Annotated in this window: 25 protein-coding genes and 1 pseudogene; 8 read left to right on the plus strand and 18 right to left on the minus strand. The window is 61.1% G+C overall.

The window, feature by feature from the left end:
• Nucleotides 1-282 precede the first annotated feature (282 nt).
• The gene (locus CTATCC11996_RS23630; RefSeq protein ID WP_003081373.1) at nt 283-759 is read right to left on the minus strand and encodes an Lrp/AsnC ligand binding domain-containing protein; all 477 of its coding nucleotides are present in this window, start codon (nt 757-759) and stop codon (nt 283-285) included.
• 115 nt (nt 760-874) lie between these two features.
• On the opposite strand from CTATCC11996_RS23630, the gene putA reads away from it, so the two are divergent.
• Nucleotides 875-4,723: a trifunctional transcriptional regulator/proline dehydrogenase/L-glutamate gamma-semialdehyde dehydrogenase gene (gene putA, locus CTATCC11996_RS23635; RefSeq protein WP_003081375.1), complete on the plus strand. Its 3,849-nt coding sequence runs from the start codon at nt 875-877 to the stop codon at nt 4,721-4,723.
• A gap of 346 nt (nt 4,724-5,069) precedes the next feature.
• Here putA and CTATCC11996_RS23640 read toward each other — a convergent pair whose 3' ends face one another.
• From CTATCC11996_RS23640 to CTATCC11996_RS23680, 9 genes are all read right to left on the minus strand, one after another.
• Complete coding sequence (locus tag CTATCC11996_RS23640; protein ID WP_003053517.1) at nt 5,070-5,285, minus strand: TOBE domain-containing protein; 216 nt, start codon at nt 5,283-5,285, stop codon at nt 5,070-5,072.
• Between the two features lie 342 nt (nt 5,286-5,627).
• Complete coding sequence (locus tag CTATCC11996_RS23645) at nt 5,628-6,560, minus strand: CysB family HTH-type transcriptional regulator (protein WP_003081377.1); 933 nt, start codon at nt 6,558-6,560, stop codon at nt 5,628-5,630.
• 69 nt (nt 6,561-6,629) lie between these two features.
• On the minus strand, nt 6,630-7,640 hold the full coding sequence (locus tag CTATCC11996_RS23650) for an ATP-binding cassette domain-containing protein (protein ID WP_003081379.1): 1,011 nt from the start codon (nt 7,638-7,640) through the stop codon (nt 6,630-6,632).
• Between the two features lie 112 nt (nt 7,641-7,752).
• Nucleotides 7,753-8,598 carry an aliphatic sulfonate ABC transporter permease SsuC gene (gene ssuC, locus CTATCC11996_RS23655; protein WP_003081380.1) on the minus strand — a complete coding sequence of 282 codons (846 nt, stop codon included), beginning with the start codon at nt 8,596-8,598 and terminating at the stop codon, nt 7,753-7,755.
• A 10-nt stretch (nt 8,599-8,608) separates the two neighbouring features.
• On the minus strand, nt 8,609-9,832 hold the full coding sequence (gene ssuD, locus CTATCC11996_RS23660) for an FMNH2-dependent alkanesulfonate monooxygenase (RefSeq protein WP_003081382.1): 1,224 nt from the start codon (nt 9,830-9,832) through the stop codon (nt 8,609-8,611).
• Between the two features lie 23 nt (nt 9,833-9,855).
• A complete protein-coding gene (locus tag CTATCC11996_RS23665; RefSeq protein ID WP_034350310.1) occupies nt 9,856-10,938 on the minus strand; it encodes an aliphatic sulfonate ABC transporter substrate-binding protein in 1,083 nt (360 codons plus the stop codon).
• A gap of 20 nt (nt 10,939-10,958) precedes the next feature.
• Complete coding sequence (locus CTATCC11996_RS23670; RefSeq protein ID WP_003081385.1) at nt 10,959-11,981, minus strand: sulfonate ABC transporter substrate-binding protein; 1,023 nt, start codon at nt 11,979-11,981, stop codon at nt 10,959-10,961.
• A 226-nt stretch (nt 11,982-12,207) separates the two neighbouring features.
• Complete coding sequence (gene ssuE, locus CTATCC11996_RS23675; RefSeq protein ID WP_003081388.1) at nt 12,208-12,804, minus strand: NADPH-dependent FMN reductase; 597 nt, start codon at nt 12,802-12,804, stop codon at nt 12,208-12,210.
• 68 nt (nt 12,805-12,872) lie between these two features.
• Entirely contained in the window at nt 12,873-13,904 is a 1,032-nt protein-coding gene (locus CTATCC11996_RS23680) for a sulfate ABC transporter substrate-binding protein (protein ID WP_003081396.1), read from the minus strand.
• 143 nt (nt 13,905-14,047) lie between these two features.
• Here CTATCC11996_RS23680 and CTATCC11996_RS23685 point away from each other — a divergent pair, with 143 nt between their 5' ends.
• From CTATCC11996_RS23685 to CTATCC11996_RS23705, 5 genes are all read left to right on the plus strand, one after another.
• A complete protein-coding gene (locus CTATCC11996_RS23685; protein WP_003053502.1) occupies nt 14,048-14,323 on the plus strand; it encodes an oxidative damage protection protein in 276 nt (91 codons plus the stop codon).
• A 304-nt stretch (nt 14,324-14,627) separates the two neighbouring features.
• Complete coding sequence (locus CTATCC11996_RS23690) at nt 14,628-15,791, plus strand: GGDEF domain-containing protein (RefSeq protein ID WP_003081398.1); 1,164 nt, start codon at nt 14,628-14,630, stop codon at nt 15,789-15,791.
• 378 nt (nt 15,792-16,169) lie between these two features.
• Complete coding sequence (locus tag CTATCC11996_RS23695; RefSeq protein WP_034350267.1) at nt 16,170-16,823, plus strand: cytochrome b/b6 domain-containing protein; 654 nt, start codon at nt 16,170-16,172, stop codon at nt 16,821-16,823.
• Nucleotides 16,820-17,602, plus strand: a complete 783-nt coding sequence (locus CTATCC11996_RS23700; RefSeq protein ID WP_003081404.1) for a molybdopterin-dependent oxidoreductase — start codon at nt 16,820-16,822, stop codon at nt 17,600-17,602. The genes CTATCC11996_RS23695 and CTATCC11996_RS23700 overlap by 4 nt, the downstream gene beginning before the upstream one ends.
• 70 nt (nt 17,603-17,672) lie before the next feature.
• Complete coding sequence (locus CTATCC11996_RS23705) at nt 17,673-17,984, plus strand: hypothetical protein (protein ID WP_003081406.1); 312 nt, start codon at nt 17,673-17,675, stop codon at nt 17,982-17,984.
• Between the two features lie 169 nt (nt 17,985-18,153).
• Here CTATCC11996_RS23705 and arsH read toward each other — a convergent pair whose 3' ends face one another.
• The 6 genes from arsH to CTATCC11996_RS25315 all read right to left on the minus strand — a co-directional run bounded on the left by arsH (nt 18,154) and on the right by CTATCC11996_RS25315 (nt 22,065).
• Entirely contained in the window at nt 18,154-18,870 is a 717-nt protein-coding gene (gene arsH, locus CTATCC11996_RS23710; RefSeq protein WP_003081407.1) for an arsenical resistance protein ArsH, read from the minus strand.
• Complete coding sequence (arsC, locus tag CTATCC11996_RS23715) at nt 18,857-19,288, minus strand: arsenate reductase (glutaredoxin) (protein WP_003081408.1); 432 nt, start codon at nt 19,286-19,288, stop codon at nt 18,857-18,859. The genes arsH and arsC overlap by 14 nt, the downstream gene beginning before the upstream one ends.
• 25 nt (nt 19,289-19,313) lie before the next feature.
• Complete coding sequence (locus CTATCC11996_RS23720; protein WP_003081409.1) at nt 19,314-20,603, minus strand: arsenic transporter; 1,290 nt, start codon at nt 20,601-20,603, stop codon at nt 19,314-19,316.
• A 126-nt stretch (nt 20,604-20,729) separates the two neighbouring features.
• Nucleotides 20,730-21,236, minus strand: coding sequence for an arsenate reductase ArsC (locus tag CTATCC11996_RS23725; RefSeq protein ID WP_003081410.1), 507 nt, complete (start codon nt 21,234-21,236; stop codon nt 20,730-20,732).
• 6 nt (nt 21,237-21,242) lie between these two features.
• Complete coding sequence (locus CTATCC11996_RS23730; protein WP_003081422.1) at nt 21,243-21,728, minus strand: ArsI/CadI family heavy metal resistance metalloenzyme; 486 nt, start codon at nt 21,726-21,728, stop codon at nt 21,243-21,245.
• Nucleotides 21,729-21,741: 13 nt separating this feature from the next.
• On the minus strand, nt 21,742-22,065 hold the full coding sequence (locus CTATCC11996_RS25315) for an ArsR/SmtB family transcription factor (protein ID WP_003081424.1): 324 nt from the start codon (nt 22,063-22,065) through the stop codon (nt 21,742-21,744).
• Between the two features lie 237 nt (nt 22,066-22,302).
• On the opposite strand from CTATCC11996_RS25315, the pseudogene CTATCC11996_RS23740 reads away from it, so the two are divergent.
• Nucleotides 22,303-22,648 (plus strand): annotated as a pseudogene (locus tag CTATCC11996_RS23740) (tyrosine-type recombinase/integrase); the annotation flags it as partial.
• 300 nt (nt 22,649-22,948) lie between these two features.
• Here CTATCC11996_RS23740 and CTATCC11996_RS23745 read toward each other — a convergent pair.
• Both CTATCC11996_RS23745 and CTATCC11996_RS23750 read right to left on the minus strand, forming a co-directional pair.
• A complete protein-coding gene (locus CTATCC11996_RS23745) occupies nt 22,949-23,410 on the minus strand; it encodes a GNAT family N-acetyltransferase (RefSeq protein ID WP_003081427.1) in 462 nt (153 codons plus the stop codon).
• 498 nt (nt 23,411-23,908) lie between these two features.
• On the minus strand, nt 23,909-24,850 hold the full coding sequence (locus CTATCC11996_RS23750) for a LysR family transcriptional regulator (RefSeq protein ID WP_003081428.1): 942 nt from the start codon (nt 24,848-24,850) through the stop codon (nt 23,909-23,911).
• A gap of 103 nt (nt 24,851-24,953) precedes the next feature.
• Here CTATCC11996_RS23750 and CTATCC11996_RS23755 point away from each other — a divergent pair, with 103 nt between their 5' ends.
• The gene (locus tag CTATCC11996_RS23755; protein ID WP_003081429.1) at nt 24,954-25,871 is read left to right on the plus strand and encodes an alpha/beta hydrolase; all 918 of its coding nucleotides are present in this window, start codon (nt 24,954-24,956) and stop codon (nt 25,869-25,871) included.
• Nucleotides 25,872-25,878 lie beyond the last annotated feature (7 nt).

The following is a 25,878-nucleotide window of genomic DNA, read 5'->3' on the forward strand; positions in this document are numbered from 1 at the left end:
AGCTCTCGGTGTCCGTGGTGGACATCAGAGTTGCATGCTCATCAAAGCTGTACTCCCGCTGGGTTACCGGTGCATTGACTCTCATAGATGCCACTTTTTGGTCATTAATCGAGAAAAACTGCACAGCTTTGTGCCGCAGCCTGGACTGCGACGACCACCTCTGTGTGTATCAATTATTTACATGTTTTTGGCGACCCTCCCATTCCTGAAAACGCAGTTGTTGCTAGCCCGCGTCAACGCAGATATAGCTCCCTGAGTCCTTCATTCAAAAGCGCCTTTTTCCTACAGAGGCAGCCTCGCATCGTCCTTGATCTCCTCCATCACCGCATAGGTTCTGGTCTCGCGCACGCCGGGAAGCTGCCACAGCACCCGCCCCGCAAAGTCGCGGTAAGCAGCCATATCAGCCATGCGGGTCTTGAGCAGATAGTCAAAACCGCCCGCCACCATATGGCACTCCATGATGGCCGGATAGGCAAGCACTGCAGATTTGAACTCGTCAAACACATGGGGCGTGGTCCGGTCCAGAAGCACCTCAACAAACACCGTCATGCCCACACCCAGCTTCTGCGGGTTCAGCCGCGCCTCGTAGCCCAGGATGTAACCATCGCGCGTAAGCCGGGCCACGCGGGCCTGTACGGCTGTGGGCGACAGCGCCACCTGCTCTGCCAGGCGCAGATTGGAGATGCGTCCATCGGTTTGCAGAATTGCCAGTATTTTTCGATCAATCCTGTCGATATCCACTTCTGAAGCATCGATCATTGGTGAATTCCTCTTTTTAACTCACTAAATATAGTGATTAATTTTTCGACAATCCAGCAATGATTTTCCCTATGTAGACAGCTGCGCCCGGGCCGCATGCAATGCAGCTGTGAACATGGTGAAGGCCGCGCACCCGCTCGCGTCCAGGCTCAACGACACCTGCACAGACATGCCGACTTTCACTGCGCTGCCAGATTCCAGCCGCCCTGCCGATGAACTGCGTCAAGCCATCAGTTGCGCCACCCGCATGGCCGAGTCCGATGCCGTGGCCCGGCTGCTACCGGCAGCCACGCTGCCGCCCGCCGAGGCTGCCCAGGTCGCTGCCCATGCGCAAAAGCTGGTCGAGCAGTTGCGCGCCCAACCCGCCAGCGCCGGGCGCCAGGGGCTGGTGCAAGGTCTGCTGCAGGAGTTTTCGCTGTCCTCGCAGGAAGGTGTGGCGCTGATGTGCCTGGCCGAAGCCTTGCTGCGCATCCCCGATGCAGCCACCCGTGATGCACTGATCCGCGACAAGCTGCGCGGCGGCGACTGGCAGGCTCATCTGGGCAAGAGCCCCTCGCTCTTTGTCAATGCTGCCGCCTGGGGACTGGTGGTCACCGGAAAGCTGGTCGATACGCATAGCGAGTCAGGCCTGCTCGCGGCACTCAAACGCATCACAGCCAGGGGCGGCGAGCCGCTGGTGCGCAAGGGCGTGGACATGGCCATGCGCTTGATGGGTGAGCAGTTTGTGATGGGCGAGACCATTTCCCAGGCTCTGGAGCGTGCACGCGAGCTGCAGGCCAGAGGCTTTCGCTATTCCTACGACATGCTCGGCGAGGCCGCCCTCTCCGCTGAGGACGCGCAGCGCTACATGCAGTCCTATGTGAATGCGATTCATGCAATCGGCAAGGCCGCTGACGGCAAGGGCGTCTATGAACGGCCTGGCATTTCCATCAAGCTCAGCGCCCTGCACCCGCGCTACAGCCGCGCGCAATGGCAGCGCGTGATGAGCGAGCTGCTGCCGCGCGTGCTGCAACTGTGCGAGCTGGCACGCAGCTACGACATAGGGCTCAATATCGACGCAGAAGAAGCCGACCGCCTGGAGCTGTCGCTGGACCTACTGGAGCAACTGGCCCACGCCCCTGGCCTGGCAGGCTGGAACGGCCTGGGCTTTGTGATTCAGGCCTATCAGAAACGTTGTCCCTATGTGATCGACTATCTGATCGATCTGGCCCGTCGCAGCGAGCGCCGTCTGATGGTGCGCCTGGTCAAAGGCGCCTACTGGGACAGCGAAATCAAGCGCGCCCAGATCGACGGTCTGAACGACTACCCGGTCTACACCCGCAAGCACCACACCGATGTGGCCTATATCGCCTGTGCTCGCAAGCTGCTGGCCGCACCCAGCGCCATCTACCCGCAATTCGCCACCCATAACGCCCAGACCGTGGCCAGCATCGAATCATTGGCCGGTGCCCAACCCTACAGCGCCGGACGTTACGAGTTTCAATGCCTGCACGGCATGGGCGAGCAGCTCTACCTGCATGTGGTCGAGGCCGAAGACAAGGCCGCACGCCGCCCATGCCGCATCTATGCTCCCGTGGGTACGCACGAGACACTGCTGGCCTATCTGGTTCGCCGCCTGCTGGAAAACGGCGCCAACAGCTCATTCGTGCACCGCATCGCCAACCCCGACTGGCCCATCTCTGATTTGATAGCTGCCCCTGCAGACCAAGTCTGGGCTGAGGGCCAACCGGATCCCCAAAACCGAGCCGGGGTGGAGACTTTGATTGCGGTCGATGCCATAGGCCTGCCCCATCCCCGCATAGTGCTGCCGCGCGATCTGCTGGGCGAACAGCGCAGCAACTCCTCAGGCCTGGACCTGAGCGATGACGGTGTGTTGAGCGCTCTGTCTCAAGCGCTTGCGCAAAGCCGGCCCGCACCACTTCGCCAGGGTGTCCATGCCGTGCATGCCGCCGACACCATCGGCACAGCCATAACCAACCCGGCCAGCCATCAGGAGCTGCTGGGCTATGTCAGCGATGCAGGGCCCGTGCAGATCCAGCAGGCGCTGCACGCAGCCGCACAGGCCCAGACCGCCTGGCAAGCCAGCCCGGCCGAGCTGCGTGCCAGTCTGCTGCAGACCGCAGCAGAGCTCTTTGAAGCGCAGATGCATCCACTGATGAGCCTGCTGATGCGCGAAGCTGGCAAGACTGCGGCCAATGCCGTGTCCGAGGTGCGCGAGGCCGTGGACTTTCTGCGCTATTACGCGGCTCAGATCCGGCGGCAGGCCGATGCGGATCTGCTCGCCCCCGGCATCGGCCCTGTGGTCTGCATCAGCCCCTGGAATTTTCCACTGGCCATCTTCACCGGCCAGGTCGCAGCCGCCCTGGGCGCTGGCAATGTGGTGCTGGCCAAGCCCGCCGAGCAGACCCCGCTGATCGCCCTTGAAGCCGTGCGCCTGCTGCATCAGGCCGGCATTGCGCCAGACGTTCTGCAATTGCTGCCCGGCCGGGGCGAGACCGTAGGCGCCGCGCTGGTGGCCGATGCGCGCGTGGCAGGCGTGCTGTTCACCGGCTCCACCGAGGTGGCGCGACTGCTGGCTCTGCAGACCGCCGCACGGCTGCGCCCCGACGGCCAGCCTGTGGTGCTGGTGGCCGAAACCGGCGGCCAGAACGCCATGCTGGTGGACTCGTCCGCCCTGGTCGAGCAAGCCGTGCAGGACATTGCTGCATCCGCCTTTGACAGCGCGGGCCAGCGCTGCTCGGCTCTGCGCCTGCTGTGCGTGCAAAACGACTGCGCCGACCGGCTGCTGGTCATGCTGCGCGGTGCCATGCAAGAGCTGCATTGCGGCAACCCGGCCGAACTGGCCACCGATGTGGGGCCCGTGATCGATGCCGATGCCAAGACTGGTATCGAGCGGCATATCGCCAGACTCAGAGCTCTGGGTCTGCGCATCCATCAATCACCGCTGGGCCCGGAAACTGCCGCACAAGGGCATTTTGTGGCGCCTACGCTGATCGAGCTGCCCGACCTGCATCAGCTCAAGCGCGAAGTCTTCGGCCCCGTACTCCATGTACTGCGCTATCAACGGCGCGAGTTGCCGCAATTGCTGGAGCGCATCAACGCCCTGGGCTACGGCCTGACCATGGGATTGCACACGCGCATCGACGAAACCGTGCAGCAGGTCGCTCAGGCGGCACATGTCGGCAACCTGTATGTGAATCGCAATATGGTGGGGGCCGTGGTCGGTGTTCAGCCCTTTGGCGGCGAAGGGCTGTCGGGCACCGGTCCCAAGGCCGGCGGCCCGCTGTATCTGCCACGCCTGCAGCAGACACCCGGCTCGCCCCTGCGTTTGCTCAGTCTGCTGCTGCATCAATCCGGAGAGGCACAGGCCAGTGCCACGCCCGTCACGGCAGCAGCGGCGACCGCCTTGCGGCAGCTGGGCCACTGGGCCAGGCAGCATGGTGAGGCCATCGTCAGCCATGATTGCGAGCGCCTGCAATCGGCCCTGCCCGATCTGCATGCCGCGCGCCTGCTGCCCGGCCCCACAGGCGAGCGCAATCTCTACCAGTTGCTTGGCAAGCCGCGCACACTGTGCCTGGCGCAGGAAAGAACCATGCTGCTGCAGCAACTGGCGGCTGCACTGGCCTGCGGCTCGCAAGCATTGTGGGTGCCCGGCCCGCTAGGCACCGCGGTTCACGGCAAGCTGCCAGAGCCACTGCGCCGTCAGGTGCTGCTGTTGCCTGCAGATCTCAGCATCGAGGAAATTGCGGAAACCGAGCCCATGGATTCAGCCCTGCTGGAATGCGACGCCCCCCAATTTCTACGCTGGGCGCAGGCCCTGGCAAGGCGCCCCGGCCCGCTGATACTGCCCACACGCTGTGTGGCAGGCCAGCCCGTTCGGCTGGAACGGCTCTGGCATGAACGAGCTCTGTCGCACAACACGGCGGCAGCGGGCGGCAATGCGGCATTGATGACGCTGGAATAGCCGCCCTGAGGCGCTTTGCGCCTTCCCCCTCTCAGCTTCGCGAAGGGGGACGACAGCCTCGCTGCAGGGTGGCGGGGCCGCCAAGGCCCTTGCTTGCTGTCCACTGCTCATAGGCCATGCCCATTCGGCGCTGTGCGCCCGATACTCACCACGCCCCTCAGAGCCGCCAACACCACCCAGCAAGCCCCAGGTCTGCTATTGAGACCAGGCGCGAAGCTGCAGACAGTACAAAAGTACGGCAAGACGAGGCAACGACATATCAAGGGTGGGTATTAGCGGGTCCAAAAAAGAAAGCACCCAGCGCAAGCAGTACCTGCGCTGGGTGCTCTTTGAGAGTCAATGAGATTTACAGCTTGGCGATGGACACCTCGGTGGACTTGACCAGAGCTACAACCTCCGAACCCACCGCCAAACCCAGGTCATTGACCGAGCGCGTGGTGATCACCGACGTGACGATGCCCCAGGGCGTCTCGACATCCACCTCCGAGACCACATCACCACGGATGATTTCCTTGACCTTGCCCTTGAACTGGTTGCGTACGTTGATGGCTTGAATAGACATGTAGATTCTCCTGAGAAAGCGTGAAGGTTTTGAAAACAGCGCTTGCTGCACTGCATGAAAACGATTCTGAAACCTTCTCCAAAAAACTCAAAAGAATAAAAACAAAAATTTTTATACCCAAAACATCTTATGAAAATCAGTGACCATAGCGTGGCACGAGCCCGCGCGGCCAGGCATCGAGCGGCAGCGCGATCGAGCGGAGACAAAGACGCCCATCACCACGATATGGCTGCGCAAAAAGCGCGAGACATTGAGCACCACCTGTGCCAGTCCCTGCTGCGCAGTCGCCCATGTAGTGCCATACCGGGGCTTGAAGCTCTTTCAGGAGATTCGAGTTGAAATTCAGCCTTCGGCAGATTGCAGTGCCGCACGCACCACCTCGGGCGTCAGCGTAGGCACAAAGCTCTCGATGAAGGCATAGGCGTAGCCGCGCAGCCAGGCATCGCGGCGCAGAGCCAGGCGCGTGAGATTGACCTCGAACAGATGGCGGGCATCGATGGCGCGCAGATGGCGGTCACGCTCGGCATCGAAAGCGATGGAGGCAATGATGCCCACGCCCATACCCAGCTCCGCATAGGTCTTGATTACATCGGCATCCATGGCGGTGAGCACCACATCGGGCACCAGCCCGGTCGCCGCAAACGCCTTGTCGATATGGGCACGCCCGGTGTAGCCCTGTTCGTAGGTGATGATGGGGTGGCGCGCCAGCGCTTGCAGCGTCAGGGCTCCTTCTGTATCGAGCAGTTCATGGCCGGGCGGAACGACCACGCTGTGCGACCAGCGATAGCAAGGCAGGGTCACCAGGTTCTCATAGCTTCCCAGCGCCTCGGTGGCCACGCCGATATCGGCCTCGCCCGAGAGCAGCATCTCGGCCACCTGGCGTGGCGAGCCCTGATGCAGATGCAGCGAAACCTGGGGGTAGAGCCTGCGGAAATCACGCACCACCTGGGGCAAGGCATAGCGTGCCTGGGAATGCGTGGCAGCAATCGACAGGCCGCCGCGCTCGCTGGCGTGGAAATCCTCGCCCGCGCGACGCAGATTGTCGGCTTCGAGCAGCATGCGCTCGACAATCGGCAGCAAGGCCGTGCCTGGCGGCGTCAGCCCCGTCAGGCGCTTGCCGGCGCGCACAAAGATATCGATACCCAACTCCTCCTCGAGCTCGCGAATCTGCCGGCTCACGCCGGGCTGCGAAGTGTGGAGCATGGCCGCCACTTCGGTCAGATTGAAGCCACACCTTGCCGTTTCCCGGACCGAACGCAGTTGCTGAAAATTCATATCTTGATGGCAGGCGGCACAGCTTGCGGCTGCGCCAGCCGCCTGTTTCTCTTTGTTTTCGTTGGATGCTCAAATCGCCCAGCGCAGGCCAGTAGCCGGCACGCCAGGCCAGCTCGGCAATCCGGCGGCCTGTTCCGACTCGGGCTTTTGCAGCACGCGATCCAGAATGCGTGTCTCCAGCGCGGCAAAGCGGGCATCGCCATGCACACGCGGGCGCGGCAAATCGATGCGCTCGTCGAGCGCAATGCGCCCATCCTCGATCAGCACCACGCGGTCTGCCAGGGCCACGGCCTCCTGTACATCGTGAGTGACCAGCAAGGCCGTGAAGCCATGACTGCGCCACAGACCTTCGATGAGACGGTGCATTTCGATGCGAGTCAGCGCATCGAGAGCGCCCAGCGGCTCGTCGAGCAGCAGCAGTCGCGGCTGGTGAACCAGGGCACGGGCCAGGGCGACGCGCTGGCGCTGGCCGCCCGACAGCCGCGCCGGCCATTCATTTTCGCGGTCAGCCAGTCCCACCTGCGCCAGCACCTTGCGGCCGCGCTCGCGCGCCGAATCAGGCAGACCCAGAATCACGTTGTCCAGTACCCGCTTCCAGGGCAGCAGACGCGCGTCCTGAAACATGATGCGCGTATCCCTGTTTTGCCGGCGCTGCTCGCGCGCATCGCCCGCATCGATCAGCAGTTGCCCCGCACTGGCCTCTTCCAGCCCTGCCACAAGGCGCAGCAAGGTGGACTTGCCGCAGCCGCTGCGCCCAACGATGGCGATGAACTCGCCAGGCTGAACATCGAGCTGTACCTGCCTGAGCACTTCACGCTCGCCATAGCGCTTGGTCAGCTGCCGAGTCTGCAAATGCACGCCCTGCGTGCCCTCGGTCTGCTCTTTCTGCTGCGCATCGGGCTGCTGGCTGCTGTCTTTTTTTTCCTCTTCCGCATCCTCGGCCCTGTGCCACAGCTTGCCGCTAGCCTGCAAGGCCTCGGCCTCGTCCCAGGATGCCTCCCATGCCACCAGCGGCTGACGCGCATTCAAGGCACCGGCACCCACCAGCGACTGCGTCAAACGATCCCACAAACTGCTCATCACCAACTCCCGTCTTTGTCTGTTCAAAACTGGCGCAGCACATGCGCGTGACAGCGAGCAAGCGCCGCCGCGCAGCGAGGCTGTCGTCCCCTGGGGGAAGCCGCAATGCGGCTCAGGGGGCTCCATAACTCGGATGCCAGCGCAGCCACCAGCGCTCCAGCGAACGGGCAAACACATCGGCCAGCTTGCCCAGGATTGCGTAGAGCAAGATGCCCACCAACACCACATCGGTCTGCAGGAACTCACGCGCATTCATGGTCAGGTAGCCGATGCCAGCCTGGGCAGAGATGGTCTCGGCCACGATCAGAATCACCCACATCAGCCCGAGCGAAAAACGCAAGCCCACTAGGATGGAAGACAGCGCTCCCGGCAAGACGATGTCGCGATACAACTGCCACCGCGTGAGACCGTAGCTGCGGCCCATCTCGATCAGGCCCGGGTCCACGTTGCGAATGCCGTGAAAGGTGTTCAGATAGATGGGAAAGAACACCGAGACGCTGATCAGAAACAGCTTGGCCGATTCGTCGATGCCGAACCACAGAATGACCAGCGGAATCAGCGCCAGCGCAGGGATGTTGCGCACCATCTGGATCGTGGAATCGAGCAGCGTCTCGGCCCAGCGCAGCGAGCCTGTGAGCAAACCCAGCAGCAAGCCCAGGCTGCCGCCAATGGCCAGCCCCGCCAGCGCACGCCCGGCACTGACCTTGACATGCGTCCATAACTCGCCCGACTCTGCCAGAGCCCAGGCGGCACGCAACACATCCAGCGGTGCGGGCAGCACCCGCGTGGACAGCCAGCCCCAGGCCGATGCGGCCTGCCAGGCAGCGATCAGCGCGACCGGCAACAGCCAGGGCAGCAGCCGCAAAGCGAACTGACGCGCCAGCAACTCCAGGCGCGGCACCGGCGGACTTGCAGGCTGAGCCGCAGATTGCAACGTCAGCGTTTGAACATCACTCATACCCTCTCCTTCAGCTTTGGGACACTCGGATCTGCTCGCGCTCCGCAGCAGCGGCTGCCGAAGCAGTGGCTGCCGGAGCAGCGGCTCCCGGCGAGTACAGATTGGCCACGGTTTCTCCAAACGGGCCGCCCGGATTGCCGCCGCCCAGCTTTTCCTGCACGTTGACCGGCAACAGCGGGAAGACCAGCTCGGCAAAGCGATAGGCTTCCTCGAGATGCGGGTAGCCCGAGAGCACAAAGGTGTCTATGCCCAGATCGGCATATTCCTTGATACGGTCGGCCACAGTCTGGGCGCTTCCCACCAGTGCCGTGCCCGCGCCGCCACGCACCAGACCCACGCCAGCCCATAGATTGGGGCTGATCTCCAGGTCCTTGCGGCTACGCTTGGTGCCACCCGCATGCAGCTGGGCCATGCGGCGCTGGCCTTCGGAGTCCATGCGCGCAAACGCGGCCTGGGCCTGTACCACGGTCTCGTCCTTGAGGCGGCTGATCAAGCGCTCGGCGTCGGCCCATGCCTCCTCATCGGTCTCGCGCACAATCACATGCAGGCGGATGCCGAACTTGACCTTGCGGCCACGGCGCTCGGCCTTCTCGCGCACGTCGGCAATCTTTTTGGCGACTTCGGCCGGCGGCTCGCCCCAGGTCAGATAGGCATCGACCTGCTCTGCCGCCAGCTCATGGGCGGCAGGCGAAGAGCCGCCGAAATACACTGGCGGATAGGGTTTTTGCAGCGGCGGGAACAGCAGCTTGGCCCCCTTGACCTGCAGATGCCGACCTTCGAAATCCAGCGACTTTCCCTCATGGCTGCGTGCCAGAATCTCGCGCCAGATCTCGATGAACTCGGCCGATTGTTCATAGCGCGTCGCATGATCGAGTAACACGCCATCACCCTCCAGCTCGGCCTGATCGCCGCCGGTGACCAGATTGATCAGCAGACGTCCACCCGAGAGGCGGTCAAAGCTGGCCGCCATGCGCGCAGCCAGGCTGGGCTGATGCAGTCCTGGACGCACGGCCACCAGAAACTTCAGGCGCTTGGTGACGGGCAGCAGACTGGACGCCACTACCCAGGGATCTTCGCAGGAGCGGCCCGTGGGAATCAGCACGCCTTCGTAACCCAGGCTGTCGGCTGCCACGGCCACCTGCTTGACATAGTCATGGTTCAGCTGGCGTGCGCCTTCGCTGCTGCCCAGGTAGCGGGCATCACCATGGGTGGGAATGAACCAGAACACTTGCATGACGAAATCTCCTTGAACCTGATTTAGAACCTGGATGCCACGGCGGGCGTGATGGATGAAGCGGCGGGGCTCGCCTGGCCATAGCCTGCGTATTCAGCCGCTGTGGGCTGCCAGACGATCTCGGCCACCTTCACCTGGCGTGGAATCACGCCCAGTCGAAAAAAGGCATCGGCCACGCGCTGCTGCTCGACCACGATGGCGGGATTGAGCAGCGTGGTCGGCGAGCTGGGCCTGCGGCCGATGAAGCGGCTGACCACATTCGCATCCAGCCCGCTGAAAGCGGCCAGCAGTTGCACGGCCTCCTTGCGCGAGGCCTGCACCAGCTGGTCGGCACGCGTGAGCTCGTCGAACAAAGCCTTGATGAGCTGGGGATGGTGCTCGACCAGGCCGCGCGAGGCCAGATAGAACGAGTTGTTGCCCGTCAGGCCCTCGCCGCTGCTGAGCGCGCGTGTTCGGATGCTCAGCTCGGTGGCCGCATAGAACGGGTCCCAGATGGCCCAGGCATCGACGCTTGCGCGCTCGAACGCTGCACGCGCATCGGCCGGGGCCAGATACACAGGCTGAATATCGGCCCAGGCAATACCGGCCTTGTCCAGCGCACGCACCAGCAGGTAATGGGCGCTTGAGCCTTTTTGCAGCGCCACGCGCCTGCCTTTGAGGTCGGCCAGGGTCTTCAGCGGCGAATCGGCGAGCACCAGAATGGCCGAGCTTTCGGGCTTGGGCGGCTCGGCCCCTACATAGCGCAGGTCCTTGCCCGCAGCCTGGGCAAACACAGGCGGAGAATCGCCGGTCAAGCCGAAGTCCAGGCTTCCGGCCGACAGCGCCTCCAGCAACTGCGGCCCGGCTGGAAACTCCAGCCAGCTGATCTTGGTGCCTGGAAAGCGCTTTTCCAGAACGCCATGCTGCTTGAGCACGACCAGATTGACTGCCGACTTCTGATAGCCGATGCGCAACTGGGCCGGAGCCGCAACAACCGGCACAGGCTGGGCCAGTGCATCGTTGGCGTAATAGGCGGCCAGGGTCCAGCTGAAAGCCGTGGTGCCCAGCAGTTGCAGAGCCTGGCGACGGCCGCGATGGAAACGGGGTGAAGAGGATGCTGAACTCATGGCAATGACCTTTTCATGAATCAACGGCTGGCCAGCAAGTCCACGGGCGCGGCATGCAGCAAATTGAGCTTCTTGGGGATCAGCTTGAGATCGAAGAAGGTGTCGGCAATCTTTTGCTGCTCGCCCAGGATTTCGGCATTCACGGCCTTGGTGCCGAACTCGGTACGGCTCAGGTACAGCTCGGTCACGGCGGTATCCAGGCCCAGGATCTGCGACAGCTCTGCCGCTGCTGCGCTCTTGTTCTTGCTGGCCCAGGCATCGATGGCGGCAATTTCCTCGATCGCGATGCGCAGCACGTCGGCATTGCGGCTCGCATAGTCACGCGAGGTGAAGTAGTAGGCGCGGTTGTTGACCACGCCCTTGGCATCGGCCAGCAGGCGTGCATCCAGAGCCTTCTGGGCCGAGGCCAGGAACGGGTCCCAGATCACCCAGGCATCGACCGAGCCTTTCTCGAACGCGGCACGCGCATCGGGAGGCGCCAGAAAGACCGACTGCACATCACCGTACTTGAGGCCATGCTTTTCCAGCAGCTTGACCAGGAAGTAATGAACGTTGGAGCCCTTGTTGTAGGCAATGCGCTTGCCCTTGAGGTCGGCCACGCTGCGGATCGCCGAGCCCTTGGGCACGATCACCGCTTCCAGACCGGGACGCGCCACCGTGGCACCCGCATAGACCAGGGGTGCACCGGCGGCCTGGGCAAAGATGGGCGGGGCCTCGCCCACATCGCCAAAGTCAATCGAGCCGACATTGAGCGCTTCCAGTTGCACAGGTCCGGCATTGAACTCAACCCAGCGCACGGCCACGCCCAGCGGGGTCAGGCGCTTTTCCAGGGTGCCGCGATTCTTGAGAATCGACAGCCAGCCTTTTTGATGGCCCACGCGCAGCACGCGCTGCCCCCCTGCCGTGCCATTGCCCTGCTGCGCATGCAGTCCGCCCGAAGCCAGGGCCAGCGCCGAGGCTGCCGTACCCGCCAGCCACTGACGGCGTGTGGTGCTCAGCAAATGCGACGAAATGACGACAGAAGTGTTGTTGCGATCGGTCATGAGAAATCAATCCTTGGAGCTTGCAGTCCACACACTTCAGGCGCACCTTCAGCCTGATTTCAGACGCAACTCGGCCTTCGCAGTGCGGGAACTGCTATCAAAAAAATGGTAAATGCGTCAACGCTGCGAGAAAGGACGGCCAGCAAGGGCCTAGGCGGCCCCGCCGCCCCGCAGCAAAGGTCGTCGTCCCCTGGGGGAAGCGGCAAAGCCGCTCAGGGGGACCTACTTAAACGCTACATCGCACGTCGGAGAACGCGATGCTTTCAAAGTCATTGGCTGCGGCCCATTGGGCACTGCGGCGCAGATCGGTGACCAGCAACTGGGCGGCATCCTCGACGCGCCCGGCGATCTCGGGGGCCAGGCCATAACCACCTTCAGGCAGCAGGGGCACACCCTGGTCGGTGGCATAAATGCCGGGCAGTATGTGGCGTGCGCCAAGCGACTGCAGCACGGGGCGCAGCGCATAGTCCAGCGCCAGCATATGGTGAGGGCTGCCGCCAGTGGCCAGAGGCAGTACCAGCTTGCCCTTGAGCGCCGTCTGCGGCAACACATCGAGAAAGACCTTGAGCAGGCCGCTATAGGCCGCCTTGTAAACGGGTGTGGCCACTACCACCGCGTCGGCCTGGGCCACTCTATCGGTCACGGCACGAATCTCGGGGTGATCGAAGCGGGCATGCAACAGGGCTGCAGGGTCCAGCTGGTTGAGCTGCAGCACGGGCTCGGTGCTCAGGCCCTGTGCCTGCAGGCGGGCAGCCACGGCATTGAGCAGGGCACTGGAGCGCGAAGGCTGCGAGGGACTACCGGCAATCAGCAAAATCGACATGGCTTGGCTCTATCTTTTTGTTATTGCAAAGACAGGAGCACTGATCGCGCTCCCGCCCTGCGTTTCACTTATTTCTTGGTGTAGATCTGGTCGAAGCTGCCGCCGTCGGCAAAGTGGGCCTTGTCTGCCGCTGCCCAGCCGCCAAAAGCCTTGTCGATGGTGAACAGCTCCAGCTTGGGGAACTGGCCGGCAAACTCGGCAGCCACCTTGGCATCGGTCGGACGGTAGAAGTTCTTGCCAGCGATGCGCTGTGCCTCTTCGGAGTACAGATACTTCAGATAGGCCTCGGCTACCGTGCGCGTGCCCTTTTTATCGACCACCTTGTCGACCACGGCCACCGAAGGCTCGGCCAGAATGGACAGCGAAGGCGCGACGATCTGGAACTTCTCGGGACCGAACTCCTTGAGCGCCAGATAGGCCTCGTTCTCCCAGGCCAGCAGCACATCACCCAGACCGCGCTGCACAAAGGTCACGGTGGAGCCGCGCGCGCCGGTGTCCAGCACGGGCACGTTCTTGTAGAGCTTGGTGATGAAATCCTTGGCCTGCGCATCGCCGCCGTACTTGCGCTTGGCAAATTCCCAGGCCGCCAGATAGTTCCAGCGCGCACCACCCGAAGTCTTGGGGTTGGGCGTGATCACCTGGATGCCGGGCTTGACCAGATCGTCCCAATCCTTGATGCCCTTGGGATTGCCCTTCTTGACCAGGAACACGATGGTGGAGCTATACGGCGCGCTGTTGTGCGGCAGGCGCTTTTGCCAGTCGGCCTTGACATTGCCGTTCTTGACCAGGGCGTCGATATCGCCGGCCAGGGCCAGCGTGGCCACATCAGCTTCGATGCCGTCGATGATGGAGCGTGCCTGCTTGCCCGAGCCGCCATGCGACTGCTTGATGGTCACATCCTGGTTCTGCGTGGCCTTCCAGTGCTTGGCGAACGCCTGGTTGTAGTTCACATACAGCTCGCGTGTGGGGTCGTAGGAAACGTTGAGCAGTTGAACGCCGGTTTGCGCAAAAGCGGGCAATGTGGGCAGAGCCGAGAGGGTCAAGCCAGCAATCAGACCGGCAGCCAGAGGAAACTTGATAAAGTTGCGACGATTTTTCATTGGACTGTGTTCTTGGAGTGAATGGTTAACGGGCTTCTGCCCCGTTGCTATGCATTCTTGAGCCGCATTCTTAAAACTCAAACTACTAAGATTTCAGTTTGTTATTACCCAAACATCTGAAATCAACCAAGAGGACCCTACACATGGCACGTACCGTTCACTGCATCAAGCTTGGTCAAGACGCTGAAGGCCTGGATTTCCCTCCTGCCCCGGGCGAACTGGGCAAGCGTATCTATGAAAGCGTGAGCAAGCAGGCCTGGGCCGACTGGCTCAAGCACCAGACCATGCTGATCAATGAAAACCGTCTGAACCTGGCCGACGCCCGCGCCCGCCAGTATCTGGCTCGCCAGATGGAAAACCATTTCTTTGGCGGCGGTGCCGATGCCGCAGCCGGCTATGTGCCTCCCAGCGCCGAGTAAGTTCTTCTGACTCGGACACCAAGCCCCGTGGCCCCTGCCCCGGGGCTTTTTCATGTGTGAATTCGCAGCCGTAGCGACGAGGTTGCACGGCCGCTCCACATGCGGCCGGTCAACGAAGACGGCCCAGCCCACAAGAGACACCTGAAAATCCGCATGCTGCGACAATTCGCCTCGCTTGCGACCCGCTCCATTTCAATGCCATGGCCTCAACCGTCGCCACCGAGCAGCTGATCGACTCCTGCGCATTGCTCCTGGCCGGGCGGCTCTCGCGCGAACCCCACCCGCGCTGACACATCCATCGTCCATGGCTCTCGATCCCTTCACCCTGCTCGTCCTCTCCGCGGCCATGGCCGCCGCCTCGGCGCTGTACCTGGCTGCAGAATGGAGCAGCGTTCGCGAACGCTCGCTGCTGCTCTGGAGCGCGGGGTTCACAATCATCGCCGTGGGCAGCGTGCTGGCCCTGCTGCGCTCCAGCGGCTATGTACTGTTCGGCATCTGGTTCCCGAACGGCTTGCTGATCGTCGCCCACTGGCTGTTCCTGGCCGGCGTTGCCGGATTCACGCGCACCCGGCTGCCGCGCACCTGGTGGCTGCTGGCCGTCGTCTGGCTGGCAATGCTGTTTCTCCCCGACGGGCCCTGGTGGTCCAAGACGATGCTGGGCATCCAGTCGCTGATGATTGCCGTCATCACCTTGCGCGCCGGCCTGCTGCTGCGCCCCCATGGTCGAGCGCTGAGCGTGGGTGCGGCGCAGTTGCGCTTCGTCCTGCTGGCACACGGCCTGTTCTACCTGGCCAAGGCCGGCTCGGCCGTGGCACCGGACGCTTTCGTCAACCTGGCCAGTTTCCGAGGCGCTGTGATACTGGTTTCCCTGGTGGAAGGCGTGATGGCGATCATGCTGCTTGCGATGTCCATGACCGGCACCGAGCGCCATCGCCGTGAAGAGCGTATCGCGCAGATCGCCGCCCGCGACCCACTGACCGCCCTGGACAACCGCCGAGCACTCTATCTGCGCGCACCTGAGCTGCTACGGCAGTCCTCGCCGGCCAGCCCCGGTGCCCTGCTGCTGATCGACATTGACCACTTCAAGCAGGTCAACGACCTGCACGGTCACGATGCCGGCGATCGCCTGCTGGTGACCCTGAGCGACCTCATCCGCGGCTTGCTACCCCATGACGCGCTGGCAGCGCGACTGGGCGGGGACGAGTTCGTGATTCTGCTGCGCTGTGTCTCCGGCGCCGACGCGCAGGCGCTGGGACAGAACCTGCGCGAGTCGTTCGCGCAGCACGCGCGCGCCATGTTCGCAACGCCGGAGCCAGTGTCCCTGAGCATCGGTGCAACCTTGTTCGACCAGCCCGAGACCGAGCTGTCACATTGGCTCAAGCGGGCCGACGAAGCCCTATACGCATCGAAGCGCAAGGGACGGAACCGGATGGAGCTCGCCCCGCTTCCGCTGGGGCGGCCGCAATGATGCCCCCTCGCCTCGACTGAAGCCAGTGCAGCGGCCCGGATGCACTTCACCTTCGGCGGTGCCCTGACCCCATGGTCGTCACCGTGATGCGCACGAAGCGGGTGCTACCCCAGAGCCTTAGGTATGTCTGCTTCTGGCGGTTGTAGCTGTCGCCATTCGACCCGTTGCGGGCGTTGAGGTGTTGGGGGTAATTGGCGTTATGACGCACATTGCAGACGCGTGGCGATGCTCATTAGCCTTGCTGACAAGACGAACGACTGCTGACCCCTTCCCCACATAGCTGGTCGACTCAGACCTTCGACCTCAGTTACTCAAGTATCACAAATATTTGAGATTTCTGTGAGGACTTCGAGACCAGGTGCGCTGAAGAATGCACCCATGTCATCCCTCACACATCAACCGCCCAAACGCAGTGCTTCTGTGCAACCGCTGTGGTTGCGCATCACCCACTGGCTGAATGCCGTGGCTGTGCTGATCATGGTGATGAGCGGTTGGCGCATCTATAACGCATCGCCTATTTTTGACTTCACCTTCCCAAACAGCATCACCTTGGGTGGCTGGTTGGGCGGCGCGCTGCAATGGCATTTCGCAGGTATGTGGTTGTTTGTGCTCAACGGGCTTGCTTATCTGTTGCTGAACCTGGTCACCGGCAGGTTTGGTCGCCGCATGCTGCCCGTCTCTCCACGAGGCATATTGCGGGACGCTTGGCTCGCGCTGACGGCTCGCTTGTCCCATGCGGACCTGGGTCATTACAACCAGGTGCAACGTGCCGCCTACCTCTTTGCAGTTGTGGATCTGATATTTCTGGTGCTCAGTGGTCTCGTGATCTGGAAATCGGTGCAGTTCCCGCTGTTGCGTGAGCTTCTGGGCGGCTACGACATGGCCCGACGCATTCATTTCTATTGCATGTCGGCCATCGTCTGCTTTGTCGCCGTGCACCTCCTGATGGTCGTGCTGGTTCCTCGCTCACTGCTGGCCATGCTGCTGGGGCGCGCGACATTCCGCCGCACCGACAAAGAAAGTACATCATGAGCACATCTATCTGGCACAGGGACAACGCAGAAGCCGTCGTCGCGGAAGCTCGCAATCTGATCAACAAGCAATTGCCGCAAGCATCGCGCAGACAGTTTCTAGCTCGCGGACTTACTTTGGGCGGCTTGGGGTTGCTCAGCGGGTGCAGCATCGACGACAGCCCCACTGCCGAAGCAGCGTTGACGCGGATCTCGCATTTCAACGATCGGGTTCAGGGTTGGTTGTTCGACTCCTCACGCCTTGCTCCCACTTACCCCGACTCCATGATCACCCGGCCGTTTCCCTTCAATGCGTTTTACGACGAAAGCAAGGTACCAGAGGTCGATGCGTCCAACTTTCTTTTGGAGGTCACGGGCCTTGTCGCCAACAAGCGCCGTTGGAAGCTGGATGAGCTGCGTGCCTTGCCACAGTACGCGCAGATTACGCGCCACATCTGTGTGGAGGGCTGGAGCGCCATCGGCAAATGGAGTGGGCCACGTTTTGGCGACTTTCTACGCGCCGTGGGGGCGGACCTCAGCGCTCGCTATGTGGGCTTTCAATGTGCCGACGACTACTACACCAGCATCGACATGGCGACGGCCTTGCATCCCCAGACCCTGCTCGCGCTCGACTGGGATGGGCAGCCTCTGCCACCCAAGTACGGCTTTCCAATGAAGCTGCGCATGCCCACCAAGCTTGGCTACAAGAACCCCAAACACATACAGGCCATCTTCGTGAGCAATACCTACAACCGAGGCTACTGGGAAGACCAGGGCTACAACTGGTTCGGCGGCAGCTGAAGACGCTTCCCTCTCCGATCTCCACCGCGGCGTATGCCGTCTATTCCACCTGAGCTAAGAAAGTACCATCATGAAACACGCATTCACCACCACCGCGCTCTCCATGTGTCTGGCACTGAGCGCTACTTCGGTTTTTGCAGCCGATGCTATGAGCAAGGATTCCATGGGCAAAGATCAAATGGCGATGGAGAAGCCGGGCATGGGCAAGGACTCCAAGCACAAAGATGCCATGGGCATGGACAAAGGAATGGGCAAAGGCGCTATGAGCAAGAGCGACAAGTCCGCCGTGGATCACATGGGGAAGGACAAGATGTCCAAGGGGGCCATGAACAAGGACGGGATGTCGAAAGACTCCATGTCTAAGGATGGGATGAGCAAGTAAGCAATATCGAGTGGCGAGCCCTGTCTTTGTGCTCGCCACTCGAGCGTCTGCTTCTGGCCGGTAGCAGCCAGCCACCGATGACTGCTAACGACCCATTGCAGCCGCTCAAGTAGCGAAGAAGCGGTCACTGAACTTGTTCTGGAATGCAGAGCTCATCTGCCCGCATCACTTAGATACTTCGCTGGTTGACCCGTTTGGACAGTTCTTCAGCACTTTCACGGCGCTCGCTGTAGCGATCCACCAGATAGTCCGAACAGTCACGCGTCAGCAGCGTGAACTTGACCAGTTCTTCCATCACATCCACCACTCTCTCGTAGTATGAAGAAGGCTTCATCCGCCCAGCCTCATCGAATTCGGCAAATGCCTTGGCAACGGACGACTGATTCGGGATGGTGATCATGCGCATCCACCGGCCCAGCACACGCATCTGGTTGACCGCATTGAAGGACTGCGAGCCTCCCGAGACTTGCATCACCGCCAATGTCTTGCCTTGCGTCGGTCGCACGGCACCAGCGGACAATGGAATCCAGTCAATCTGCGCCTTGAGGATGCTGCTCATCGCACCATGACGCTCAGGAGACGTCCAGACCATGCCCTCGGCCCATACAGCCAGCTCACGCAGTTCCTTGACCTTCGGGTGATCGTCAGGGGCACCATCGGGTTGCGGCAGGCCACGCGGATCGAAAATCCTGGTCTCTGCCCCCATCTTTCGCAGCAGTCGCGCCGCCTCTTCGGTCAGCAGTCGGCTATAGGAGCGGTCGCGAACCGAGCCATACAGCAGCAGAATGCGCGGCGCGTGCGCAGCACGTTGTGCCGGCAACAGGCCGTCCAGGCTGGGCTTTTCAAAGACTTGTTCGTCGAGGTTCGGTAGATCAGAGCTTGCCAATGCGATTTCCTTTCGAGTCAATGACGGCTTCCCCGTCTTCTTTGGAGAATGCGGCCTGTTGAGGCTGTGGCAGGATGTCCAGCACGGCCTCCGAGGGACGACACAAGCGGGTTCCCACAGGGGTGACCACTATCGGACGATTGATCAGGATGGGATGCTGGAGCATGAAATCAATCAATTGCTCGTCCGTCCATTTGGCCTCGCCCAAGCCAAGTTCGTCATAGGGCGTACCTTTTTGCCGCAACAGATCGTGCACTGGCATGTCCATGGCCTGGATCAGGCCCACCAGCGTGGCGCGATCAGGCGGTGTCTTGAGATATTCGATGACAGTTGGCTCCACCCCGCTGTTGCGGATCAGGGCCAGGACATTGCGGGAGGTGCCGCAAGCAGGGTTGTGGTAAATCGTGATGTCGCTCATGGCGCAAGATTTCCGTTGCAAAGATTCATGACGCCACGCTGAGCCGCAAGGCCAGGGCGGAAAGGGTGATGAGCAGCACGGGCAGGGTCAGTACCGCGCCGACTTTGAGGTAGTAGCCCCAGCCAATCGTTGTGCCTTTCTTGCCCAGCACATGCAGCCACAGCAAGGTGGCCAAGCTGCCAATCGGCGTGATCTTGGGACCCAGATCGCAGCCGATCACATTGGCGTACACCATGGCCTCCTTGACAGCACCGCTGGCGGTGGACGCATCGATGGACAAGGCCCCGATCAAGACCGTGGGCATGTTGTTCATGATGGAGGACAGCATCGCAGACAGCACGCCCGTTCCCAGTGATGCGGTCCACACGCCACCGGCTGCAAACTGATTCAGCAACACGGCGATGTAATCCGTGAGGCCCGCGTTGCGCAGCCCGTAGACCACCAGATACATTCCCAGCGAGAACACCACGATCTGCCAAGGAGCACCATGGAGTACCTTCCTGGTGCTGATGACATGGCCACGAGCCGCCACAGCCATCAAGATTGCGGCACCCACGGTCGCCACGGCACTGACGGGCACGCCCAGAGGCTCCAAAGCAAAAAAGCCAATCAGAAGCAAGACCAGCACGACCCAGCCGGCCCGGAACGTGGCCCGGTCTTTGATCGCAGCCGACGGCTGCTTGAGTTGGGCCACGTCGTAGGTTGCAGGAATATCGCGTCGGAAAAACAGCAGCAGCACACCGAGGCTGGCCAGGACCGAGGCGATGTTGACCGGCACCATCACCGATGCGTAGTCGTTGAAGCCGATCTTGAAAAAGTCGGCGGAGACGATATTCACCAGATTGGAGACGATCAGCGGCAGGCTCGCAGTGTCGGCAATAAACCCGGCAGCCATGACAAACGCCAGCGTGGCTGCCGGAGAAAAGCCCAACGCCACCAGCATGGCCATCACGATGGGCGTGAGAATCAGGGCAGCTCCGTCATTGGCAAACAGAGCCGACACGGCGGCACCCAGTAGCACGATGAAGGCAAACAGCTTGACGCCGCTGCCGCCGCCCCATCGGGCAAAGTGCAATGCGGCCCATTCGAAGAACCCGGCCTCATCCAGCAAAAGACTGGTGATGATGATGGCGACAAAGGTCGCCGTGGCATTCCAGACGATATGCCAGACCACCGCAATATCAGCTAAGTGCACGACTCCCAGCAGCAGCGCGATACCGGCCCCAATAGAGGCGCTCCAGCCAATACCAAGGCCGCGCGGCTGCCAGATAACCAGCGTCAGCGTGAAGATGAAAATCAGAATGGCCGTCAACATGACGCATGGGTCCTAGAAAAAGCTTGGATGTGGCATCTGGGCGAGACGTGGGCGTTCTCCCCTGGCTTGAGGCCTCAGACGTTGGCATGAAGGCCTATGCCCGGGAGTTGCCAGGGCTGCGTCGCTTCAGTGAGACGACAGCTCACGCGCGGTGGACTGGAGCATGGCCTGCTCCAGCTTTTGCGAGGGAAGATTGACCAACAACTCCAGACGGCGACGGATCATGTGCATGGTCTGGCGGAAGGCTTCCAACTTGGCTTCATCAGAGGCATCACCTTCCGAGGGGTCCGGGTAGCCCCAATGCGCTGTGGCGGGGTGGCCAGGCCAAAACGGGCAGACCTCCCCTGCGGCGTTGTCGCAGACCGTGATGATCAGATCCATGTGGGGTGCACCAGGCACGGCAAATTCATCCCAGTTCTTGCTGCGCAGGCCTTCCACAGAAACACCAGCCTTTTGCAGCACTTGCAGCCCCAACGGGTTGGGTTGCTGGTTCGCTCGAGGGCTGCTGCCTGCCGAATAGGCCTTGAAACGGCCTTGGCCCATATCGTTGAGCAAGGCCTCAGCCAGGATACTGCGCGCCGAGTTGTGGGTGCACAGGAACAGGACATTCAGGAGAGCTTTGTTGTCAGACATGATGGCTTAGCAGCAGGACTTGGATGAAGAATTGGGAGTGCAGCAAGACGGCGCTTGAACTGGCGCGGCATGAGGCGTGCAGCAGGCCGCGCTTTGTGCCGCGACTCGCTTTGGCTCATTGAAGACCGGGATGTTGTCCAGCGTGTGAAAGTGTTCCCAGGCCACGCCCTGCGGATCGGTAATCCAGTGCTTATCACTGTGGGCATAGCAGCAAGTGGTTCTGCCTTCATCAAGGAGTGCTATCTCACCGGCCTGCGCACGTTGCTTAAGTTCAGCCAACTCGGTTGCCTCATCGACCTGGAAGCCCAAATGGTCCAGCCCTGTCGCTTGGTTCCCGCGCGTAGAGATGGCGAAATTCACGCGTGGGTCGTCCAGCATCCACTTCGCATAGTCACTCTCCACTCGAGAAGGCTCAGTTCCAAACAACTTGGAGTAGAAGGCAATGTTCTTGTCCAGATCGTCGACATGCAGGTGTACGTGAAAGCGCTTCATGATGAAGCTCCCTTTAGCAATGGCATGAGGTTGCTGTGTCAGAGGTGCAAACCGCACCTTGGCAGCAGTTCTCGGTGAGATACGCCAGCAGATCGTTCATGGCGGGAAACGCAGCTCGATAGAGCACATTGCGCCCCTGCCGCTCCTGGCTTACCAGATCAGCATGAAAAAGCTCTTTCAGATGGAAGGACAACGCATTTGGAGAGATGCCGAGCTGCTCCGCTATTGCACTGGGTGTCAGGCCTTCAGGCCCGGCCACAACAAGAGCGCGAAATACGCGCAATCGGGCCTCATGCGCCAGAGCGGAAAGTGAGCGGATGACGTTTGCTTCTTGCATTAATCAATAATACATCAATTGTTGAATTAATGAATAGATATGTGTAGAAAGTGCTCACCTTTTACGCACGCAGACTATCGATGACTGCTCTTGCCCGAGATGTTGAATTCATGACTACGCCTGATAGCTGACAGTCATCAGGCTGTGGCAGCCAAGCATCACTAGTCGCTCAGGCGAGTCGAAGCCAGCGCATCTTGTATACCCCTCAACTCGATGGGAGAGCATCCTGGGATCCAGGCACCGCGCGCTGTCGTGCTGCAGCACAAGACTCAGCGCCCAGTGCAGTTCGAGATCACGCAGGCTGCACCAATCGCCACATCTGGGGACACGGCAGTACGCCCGAATTCTCTGTCTCTGGGTTGACGAGCCAGGCCTGGACCGCATGGAGTACGGGACGCACTCGATGCGCAGGACCAAGGCGACACTGATCTACCGCCGCACCAGGGACCTGCGCGCTGTCCAGTTGCTGCCAGGCCACTCGAAGTTGGAGTCAACAGTGAGATACCTGGACACCGAAGTCGACGATGCCCTCGAAATCTCTGAACAGACGGAGATTAGACGTTGCCGCAGGCGGCCACCCTGAAAACTGCGTCAGGGTGGCCGTCCTAAACGGCCGCAATGTGGCGCTGGGCCAAACTGGTACTTTCGGCCAGAAGCAGACCTTGGAGGTGTTCCCGCCGGTGACTGCGTCAGGCTGTCTGCAGTCGCTCAATTCAAGGTTGCCAATGACTGCTAATGCCCACGGCAGTCATTGGAGCGCGACCTCCACGAAGGTCCGCTCCAAACCTCGAAGCAGTCACTGGACTGACATGTATTTCGAGTGACCGCTTTTTACCAGGGTCAAACTGGTGCAATCGACCCTTTGCAGCCAGTCAGAATTAACTCAACACTTTCCGCTCAGGCTATCAAGAGTAGGAGCAATCCACGACATCTCGATGTGAGTACGTGTTTCGTCGATATCACGAAATCCAAGACGCTGATAAAGCCTATGAGCAGGCATATTGCTTTTGAACACACCTAAGTGGAGTGGCACCTGCCGAGTCGCTGCACTTAACTGCAAATCTTTCAAAAGTCTGCTGCCAATGCCTGCACTCTGAAATGCAGGCGCGATTGCAATGTTCTGCAAGTAGATTTGGCACCCGCGGTCAAGAACTTGGATGTACCCAGCGATTTGGTCATCGACTTCAATCACGGAGGTAGTGGCAGTTGTGCATTCCGATGTGAAGTTTTCGCGCTGCCAAGCTTCATCCCAGCCCCATAACTTCTCAATATGTGGGCGGAATACCGATCGATGTATTGCAAACAGATGTGCGAGATCCTCGGTGTTTGCTGGTCGTAGGTTCATAGCTATCCATGAAATATTTCTTCGATGGTAGCGACCTGTCGATTCGAATTGAAATGCTCAGCTGAGAGACCGTTTCTGGCTGACTAGCGACGGCCTGCACCCGTTGAATGCCTATCCTAAACCGGACGCTCAAGGCGCAGCCCCGAAGGTCAGCTTTGCGGTGCTGTATCCAACAGTAGCCAGGCCCGGCTTCGGCCACGAGCGGGCTGCCGCTGGATCGTCCTGAACGGCGGCTTCAGGCTGGCTGCCGTCATCCCGCTTTTGTGGACCGATGACCGCTGCCACCTATTCCTGTCATTGGGCTTGTCGCCTCCTGAGTGACTGCTGCGCCGCCTAGTCCGGCCATTCAGCAAGGGCGACCAAGCTCCGTGGTTCCACGCAGGTCAATGGCTGCTCTCACGGGTTGCGAACTGGCGATGCCGACCCTGAGCAGACATAGGCCGACAGCGCTTGAACGACGGCACTGGACGATCTTCTCTATGCCTTGCACTGTGCTGCCTAGATAGCTTCGCGAGCCTGCCGCACAAGAATCTCTCGTTGCTCGACTAGGAAATCCATCAACGCTCTTGTCTTGGCCGGCATCTGCGACCGTGACGGCACATATAGATAGAAGCCCGGAAACGGCGGGCACCAGGCAGCAAGTACCCTGACCAGCGAACCGTCGGCAAGATGTCGCCGCACACAGAGGTCGATGTGCTGCACCAGCCCCACACCCTGCAACGCGCCATGCAGCATGCTGTCGTCATCGTTGAAGACGGCATTGCCCTGAGGTTCGAACACTACCGTGCGCTTTTCTTCATCGGGAGAGGTGAACGACCAGCGGTCTATCGTGCCGCTGGAAGTAAAGCGGTAGGCAAGGCAGTTGTGCTTCATCAGGTCGGCCGGTGTTTCGGGCATGCCGTACCGCTCGAAATACTCTGGTGAGCCGACGATTGCCATCTCCAAGGGCGGCGTGATCGGCACCGCCACCATGTGCTCATCCAGGCTCTCGCCCAAGCGGATGCCGGCATCCAGCCCCTCGGCAACGATGTTGGAAAACCCATCATCCATCACCAACTCCAGCCGCAGCTTGGGATAACGTGCCAGGAACTCCCCCATCTGCGGCTCGATCAGCAGACGTGCGGCAACACGCGAGGAGTTCATGCGGATCAGGCCCGAAGGCTCGGTGTGCGCCTCGCCCAATTCAGCCACTGCCCGCTCAATGGCCGTCAGCGCCGGCTGCACGACATCCAGCAGCCGCTGTCCCTCCTCGGTCAACGACATGTCCCGCGTCGTGCGGTTGAGCAGCCGCACGTTCAGATGCTGCTCCAGCCCCTTCAAGTGCTGGGACAGGGCCGCGCGTGTCACTTCCATCTCCGTCGCAGCCTTGGTGAAGCTTCGGTGGCGGGCGATGTGGGCGAACCAGGTCAGAGAGGAGACAAGCGAGGGCTCAATGGGCATATTGGTTAGTTTAACTAAACACTCATGTCTTTGATAGGCTATTTATTAAGACCAATCCACTGCCTAACATTGAAGCCATCCCTCATCACCACCGGAGAGCTTCATGCAAAGCGTCAAGATCAAGACCACCTACTGGGACATCGCAGCAGATCTGTACTTCCCGCCCAACTTCGATGAAAGCCGGAAATATCCGGCCATCATCAGTGCCCACCCCATCGGCAGCTGCAAGGAGCAGACCGCCGGAAACGTTTACGGCAAGGCGCTGGCGGACGCCGGGTTTGTCGTCATCGCCTTCGATCGCAGCACGCAGGGTCAAAGCGGCGGCCTGCCCCGCTACACCGAAGACCCGGCCATGGCCGTCGAGGACTTCAGCCGCGTCACGGACTATCTGGTCACCTTGCCCTATGTGGATGCCGACCGCATCGGTGCACTGGGCATCTGTGGCGGCGGTGGCTATGCCATCAACGCGACCATGATCGAGCGTCGCATCAAGGCACTGGCCAGCATCACAGGCGTCAACTACGGCCGCCTGTGCCGAGAGGGCTTCAGCGGTTTTGACCCTATCGGCCAGATGGAGGCCGTGGCCCAGCAGCGTACCGCCGAGGCCCGGGGCGAAGCGCTCAAGGTCGATCTGTTCGTGCCCCCCTCGATGGATGTTGCCGTCCAGGCGGGCATGACAGACATCGACGTGCTCGGTGCGACCGACTACTACCGCAATCGCTGCGTCAACGACAACGCCGGCACGCGCGGTCTGTTCTCGCGCCGCGCGGCCTCCGCCGCTTGGGACGCCTTCCATCTGGCCGAGACCCTGCTGACAACGCCAATGCTGGTGGTGGTCGGCGACAAGCCGGGGGGGTTTGGCGCCTACCGCGACGGTCTGGAGATCTATGCGCGCGCTGCATCGAAGGTCAAGGAGCTGGTGATCGTCGAGGGTGCTTCGCACTATGAGTTGTACGACCAGCCAGGCCCAGTGGGCCAGGCGTTGGCCAGGCTGGTGCCCTTCTTCCAGGCCAATCTCTGATCCGAGG

Source organism: Comamonas testosteroni ATCC 11996 (assembly GCF_000241525.1).
In the GTDB taxonomy this organism is placed as follows: domain Bacteria; phylum Pseudomonadota; class Gammaproteobacteria; order Burkholderiales; family Burkholderiaceae_C; genus Comamonas; species Comamonas testosteroni.

Bases quoted from the DNA above. Each gene is read 5' to 3' on its own strand.
- CTATCC11996_RS23695 (WP_034350267.1), top strand. From the start codon at position 16,170: ATGTCATCCCTCACACATCAACCGCCCAAACGCAGTGCTTCTGTGCAA.
- CTATCC11996_RS23700 (WP_003081404.1), top strand. From the start codon at position 16,820: ATGAGCACATCTATCTGGCACAGGGACAACGCAGAAGCCGTCGTCGCG.
- CTATCC11996_RS23630 (WP_003081373.1), bottom strand. From the start codon at position 759: ATGATCGATGCTTCAGAAGTGGATATCGACAGGATTGATCGAAAAATA.
- ssuE (WP_003081388.1), bottom strand. From the start codon at position 12,804: ATGTCGATTTTGCTGATTGCCGGTAGTCCCTCGCAGCCTTCGCGCTCC.
- ssuC (WP_003081380.1), bottom strand. From the start codon at position 8,598: ATGAGTGATGTTCAAACGCTGACGTTGCAATCTGCGGCTCAGCCTGCA.
- CTATCC11996_RS23665 (WP_034350310.1), bottom strand. From the start codon at position 10,938: ATGAGTTCAGCATCCTCTTCACCCCGTTTCCATCGCGGCCGTCGCCAG.
- CTATCC11996_RS23680 (WP_003081396.1), bottom strand. From the start codon at position 13,904: ATGAAAAATCGTCGCAACTTTATCAAGTTTCCTCTGGCTGCCGGTCTG.
- putA (WP_003081375.1), top strand. From the start codon at position 875: ATGGTGAAGGCCGCGCACCCGCTCGCGTCCAGGCTCAACGACACCTGC.
- CTATCC11996_RS23720 (WP_003081409.1), bottom strand. From the start codon at position 20,603: ATGTTGACGGCCATTCTGATTTTCATCTTCACGCTGACGCTGGTTATC.
- CTATCC11996_RS23650 (WP_003081379.1), bottom strand. From the start codon at position 7,640: ATGAGCAGTTTGTGGGATCGTTTGACGCAGTCGCTGGTGGGTGCCGGT.
- CTATCC11996_RS23755 (WP_003081429.1), top strand. From the start codon at position 24,954: ATGCAAAGCGTCAAGATCAAGACCACCTACTGGGACATCGCAGCAGAT.
- CTATCC11996_RS25315 (WP_003081424.1), bottom strand. From the start codon at position 22,065: ATGCAAGAAGCAAACGTCATCCGCTCACTTTCCGCTCTGGCGCATGAG.
- CTATCC11996_RS23640 (WP_003053517.1), bottom strand. From the start codon at position 5,285: ATGTCTATTCAAGCCATCAACGTACGCAACCAGTTCAAGGGCAAGGTC.
- CTATCC11996_RS23685 (WP_003053502.1), top strand. From the start codon at position 14,048: ATGGCACGTACCGTTCACTGCATCAAGCTTGGTCAAGACGCTGAAGGC.
- CTATCC11996_RS23705 (WP_003081406.1), top strand. From the start codon at position 17,673: ATGAAACACGCATTCACCACCACCGCGCTCTCCATGTGTCTGGCACTG.
- CTATCC11996_RS23725 (WP_003081410.1), bottom strand. From the start codon at position 21,236: ATGTCTGACAACAAAGCTCTCCTGAATGTCCTGTTCCTGTGCACCCAC.
- ssuD (WP_003081382.1), bottom strand. From the start codon at position 9,832: ATGCAAGTGTTCTGGTTCATTCCCACCCATGGTGATGCCCGCTACCTG.
- CTATCC11996_RS23745 (WP_003081427.1), bottom strand. From the start codon at position 23,410: ATGAACCTACGACCAGCAAACACCGAGGATCTCGCACATCTGTTTGCA.
- CTATCC11996_RS23750 (WP_003081428.1), bottom strand. From the start codon at position 24,850: ATGCCCATTGAGCCCTCGCTTGTCTCCTCTCTGACCTGGTTCGCCCAC.
- CTATCC11996_RS23645 (WP_003081377.1), bottom strand. From the start codon at position 6,560: ATGAATTTTCAGCAACTGCGTTCGGTCCGGGAAACGGCAAGGTGTGGC.
- CTATCC11996_RS23690 (WP_003081398.1), top strand. From the start codon at position 14,628: ATGGCTCTCGATCCCTTCACCCTGCTCGTCCTCTCCGCGGCCATGGCC.
- arsC (WP_003081408.1), bottom strand. From the start codon at position 19,288: ATGAGCGACATCACGATTTACCACAACCCTGCTTGCGGCACCTCCCGC.
- CTATCC11996_RS23730 (WP_003081422.1), bottom strand. From the start codon at position 21,728: ATGAAGCGCTTTCACGTACACCTGCATGTCGACGATCTGGACAAGAAC.
- CTATCC11996_RS23670 (WP_003081385.1), bottom strand. From the start codon at position 11,981: ATGACCGATCGCAACAACACTTCTGTCGTCATTTCGTCGCATTTGCTG.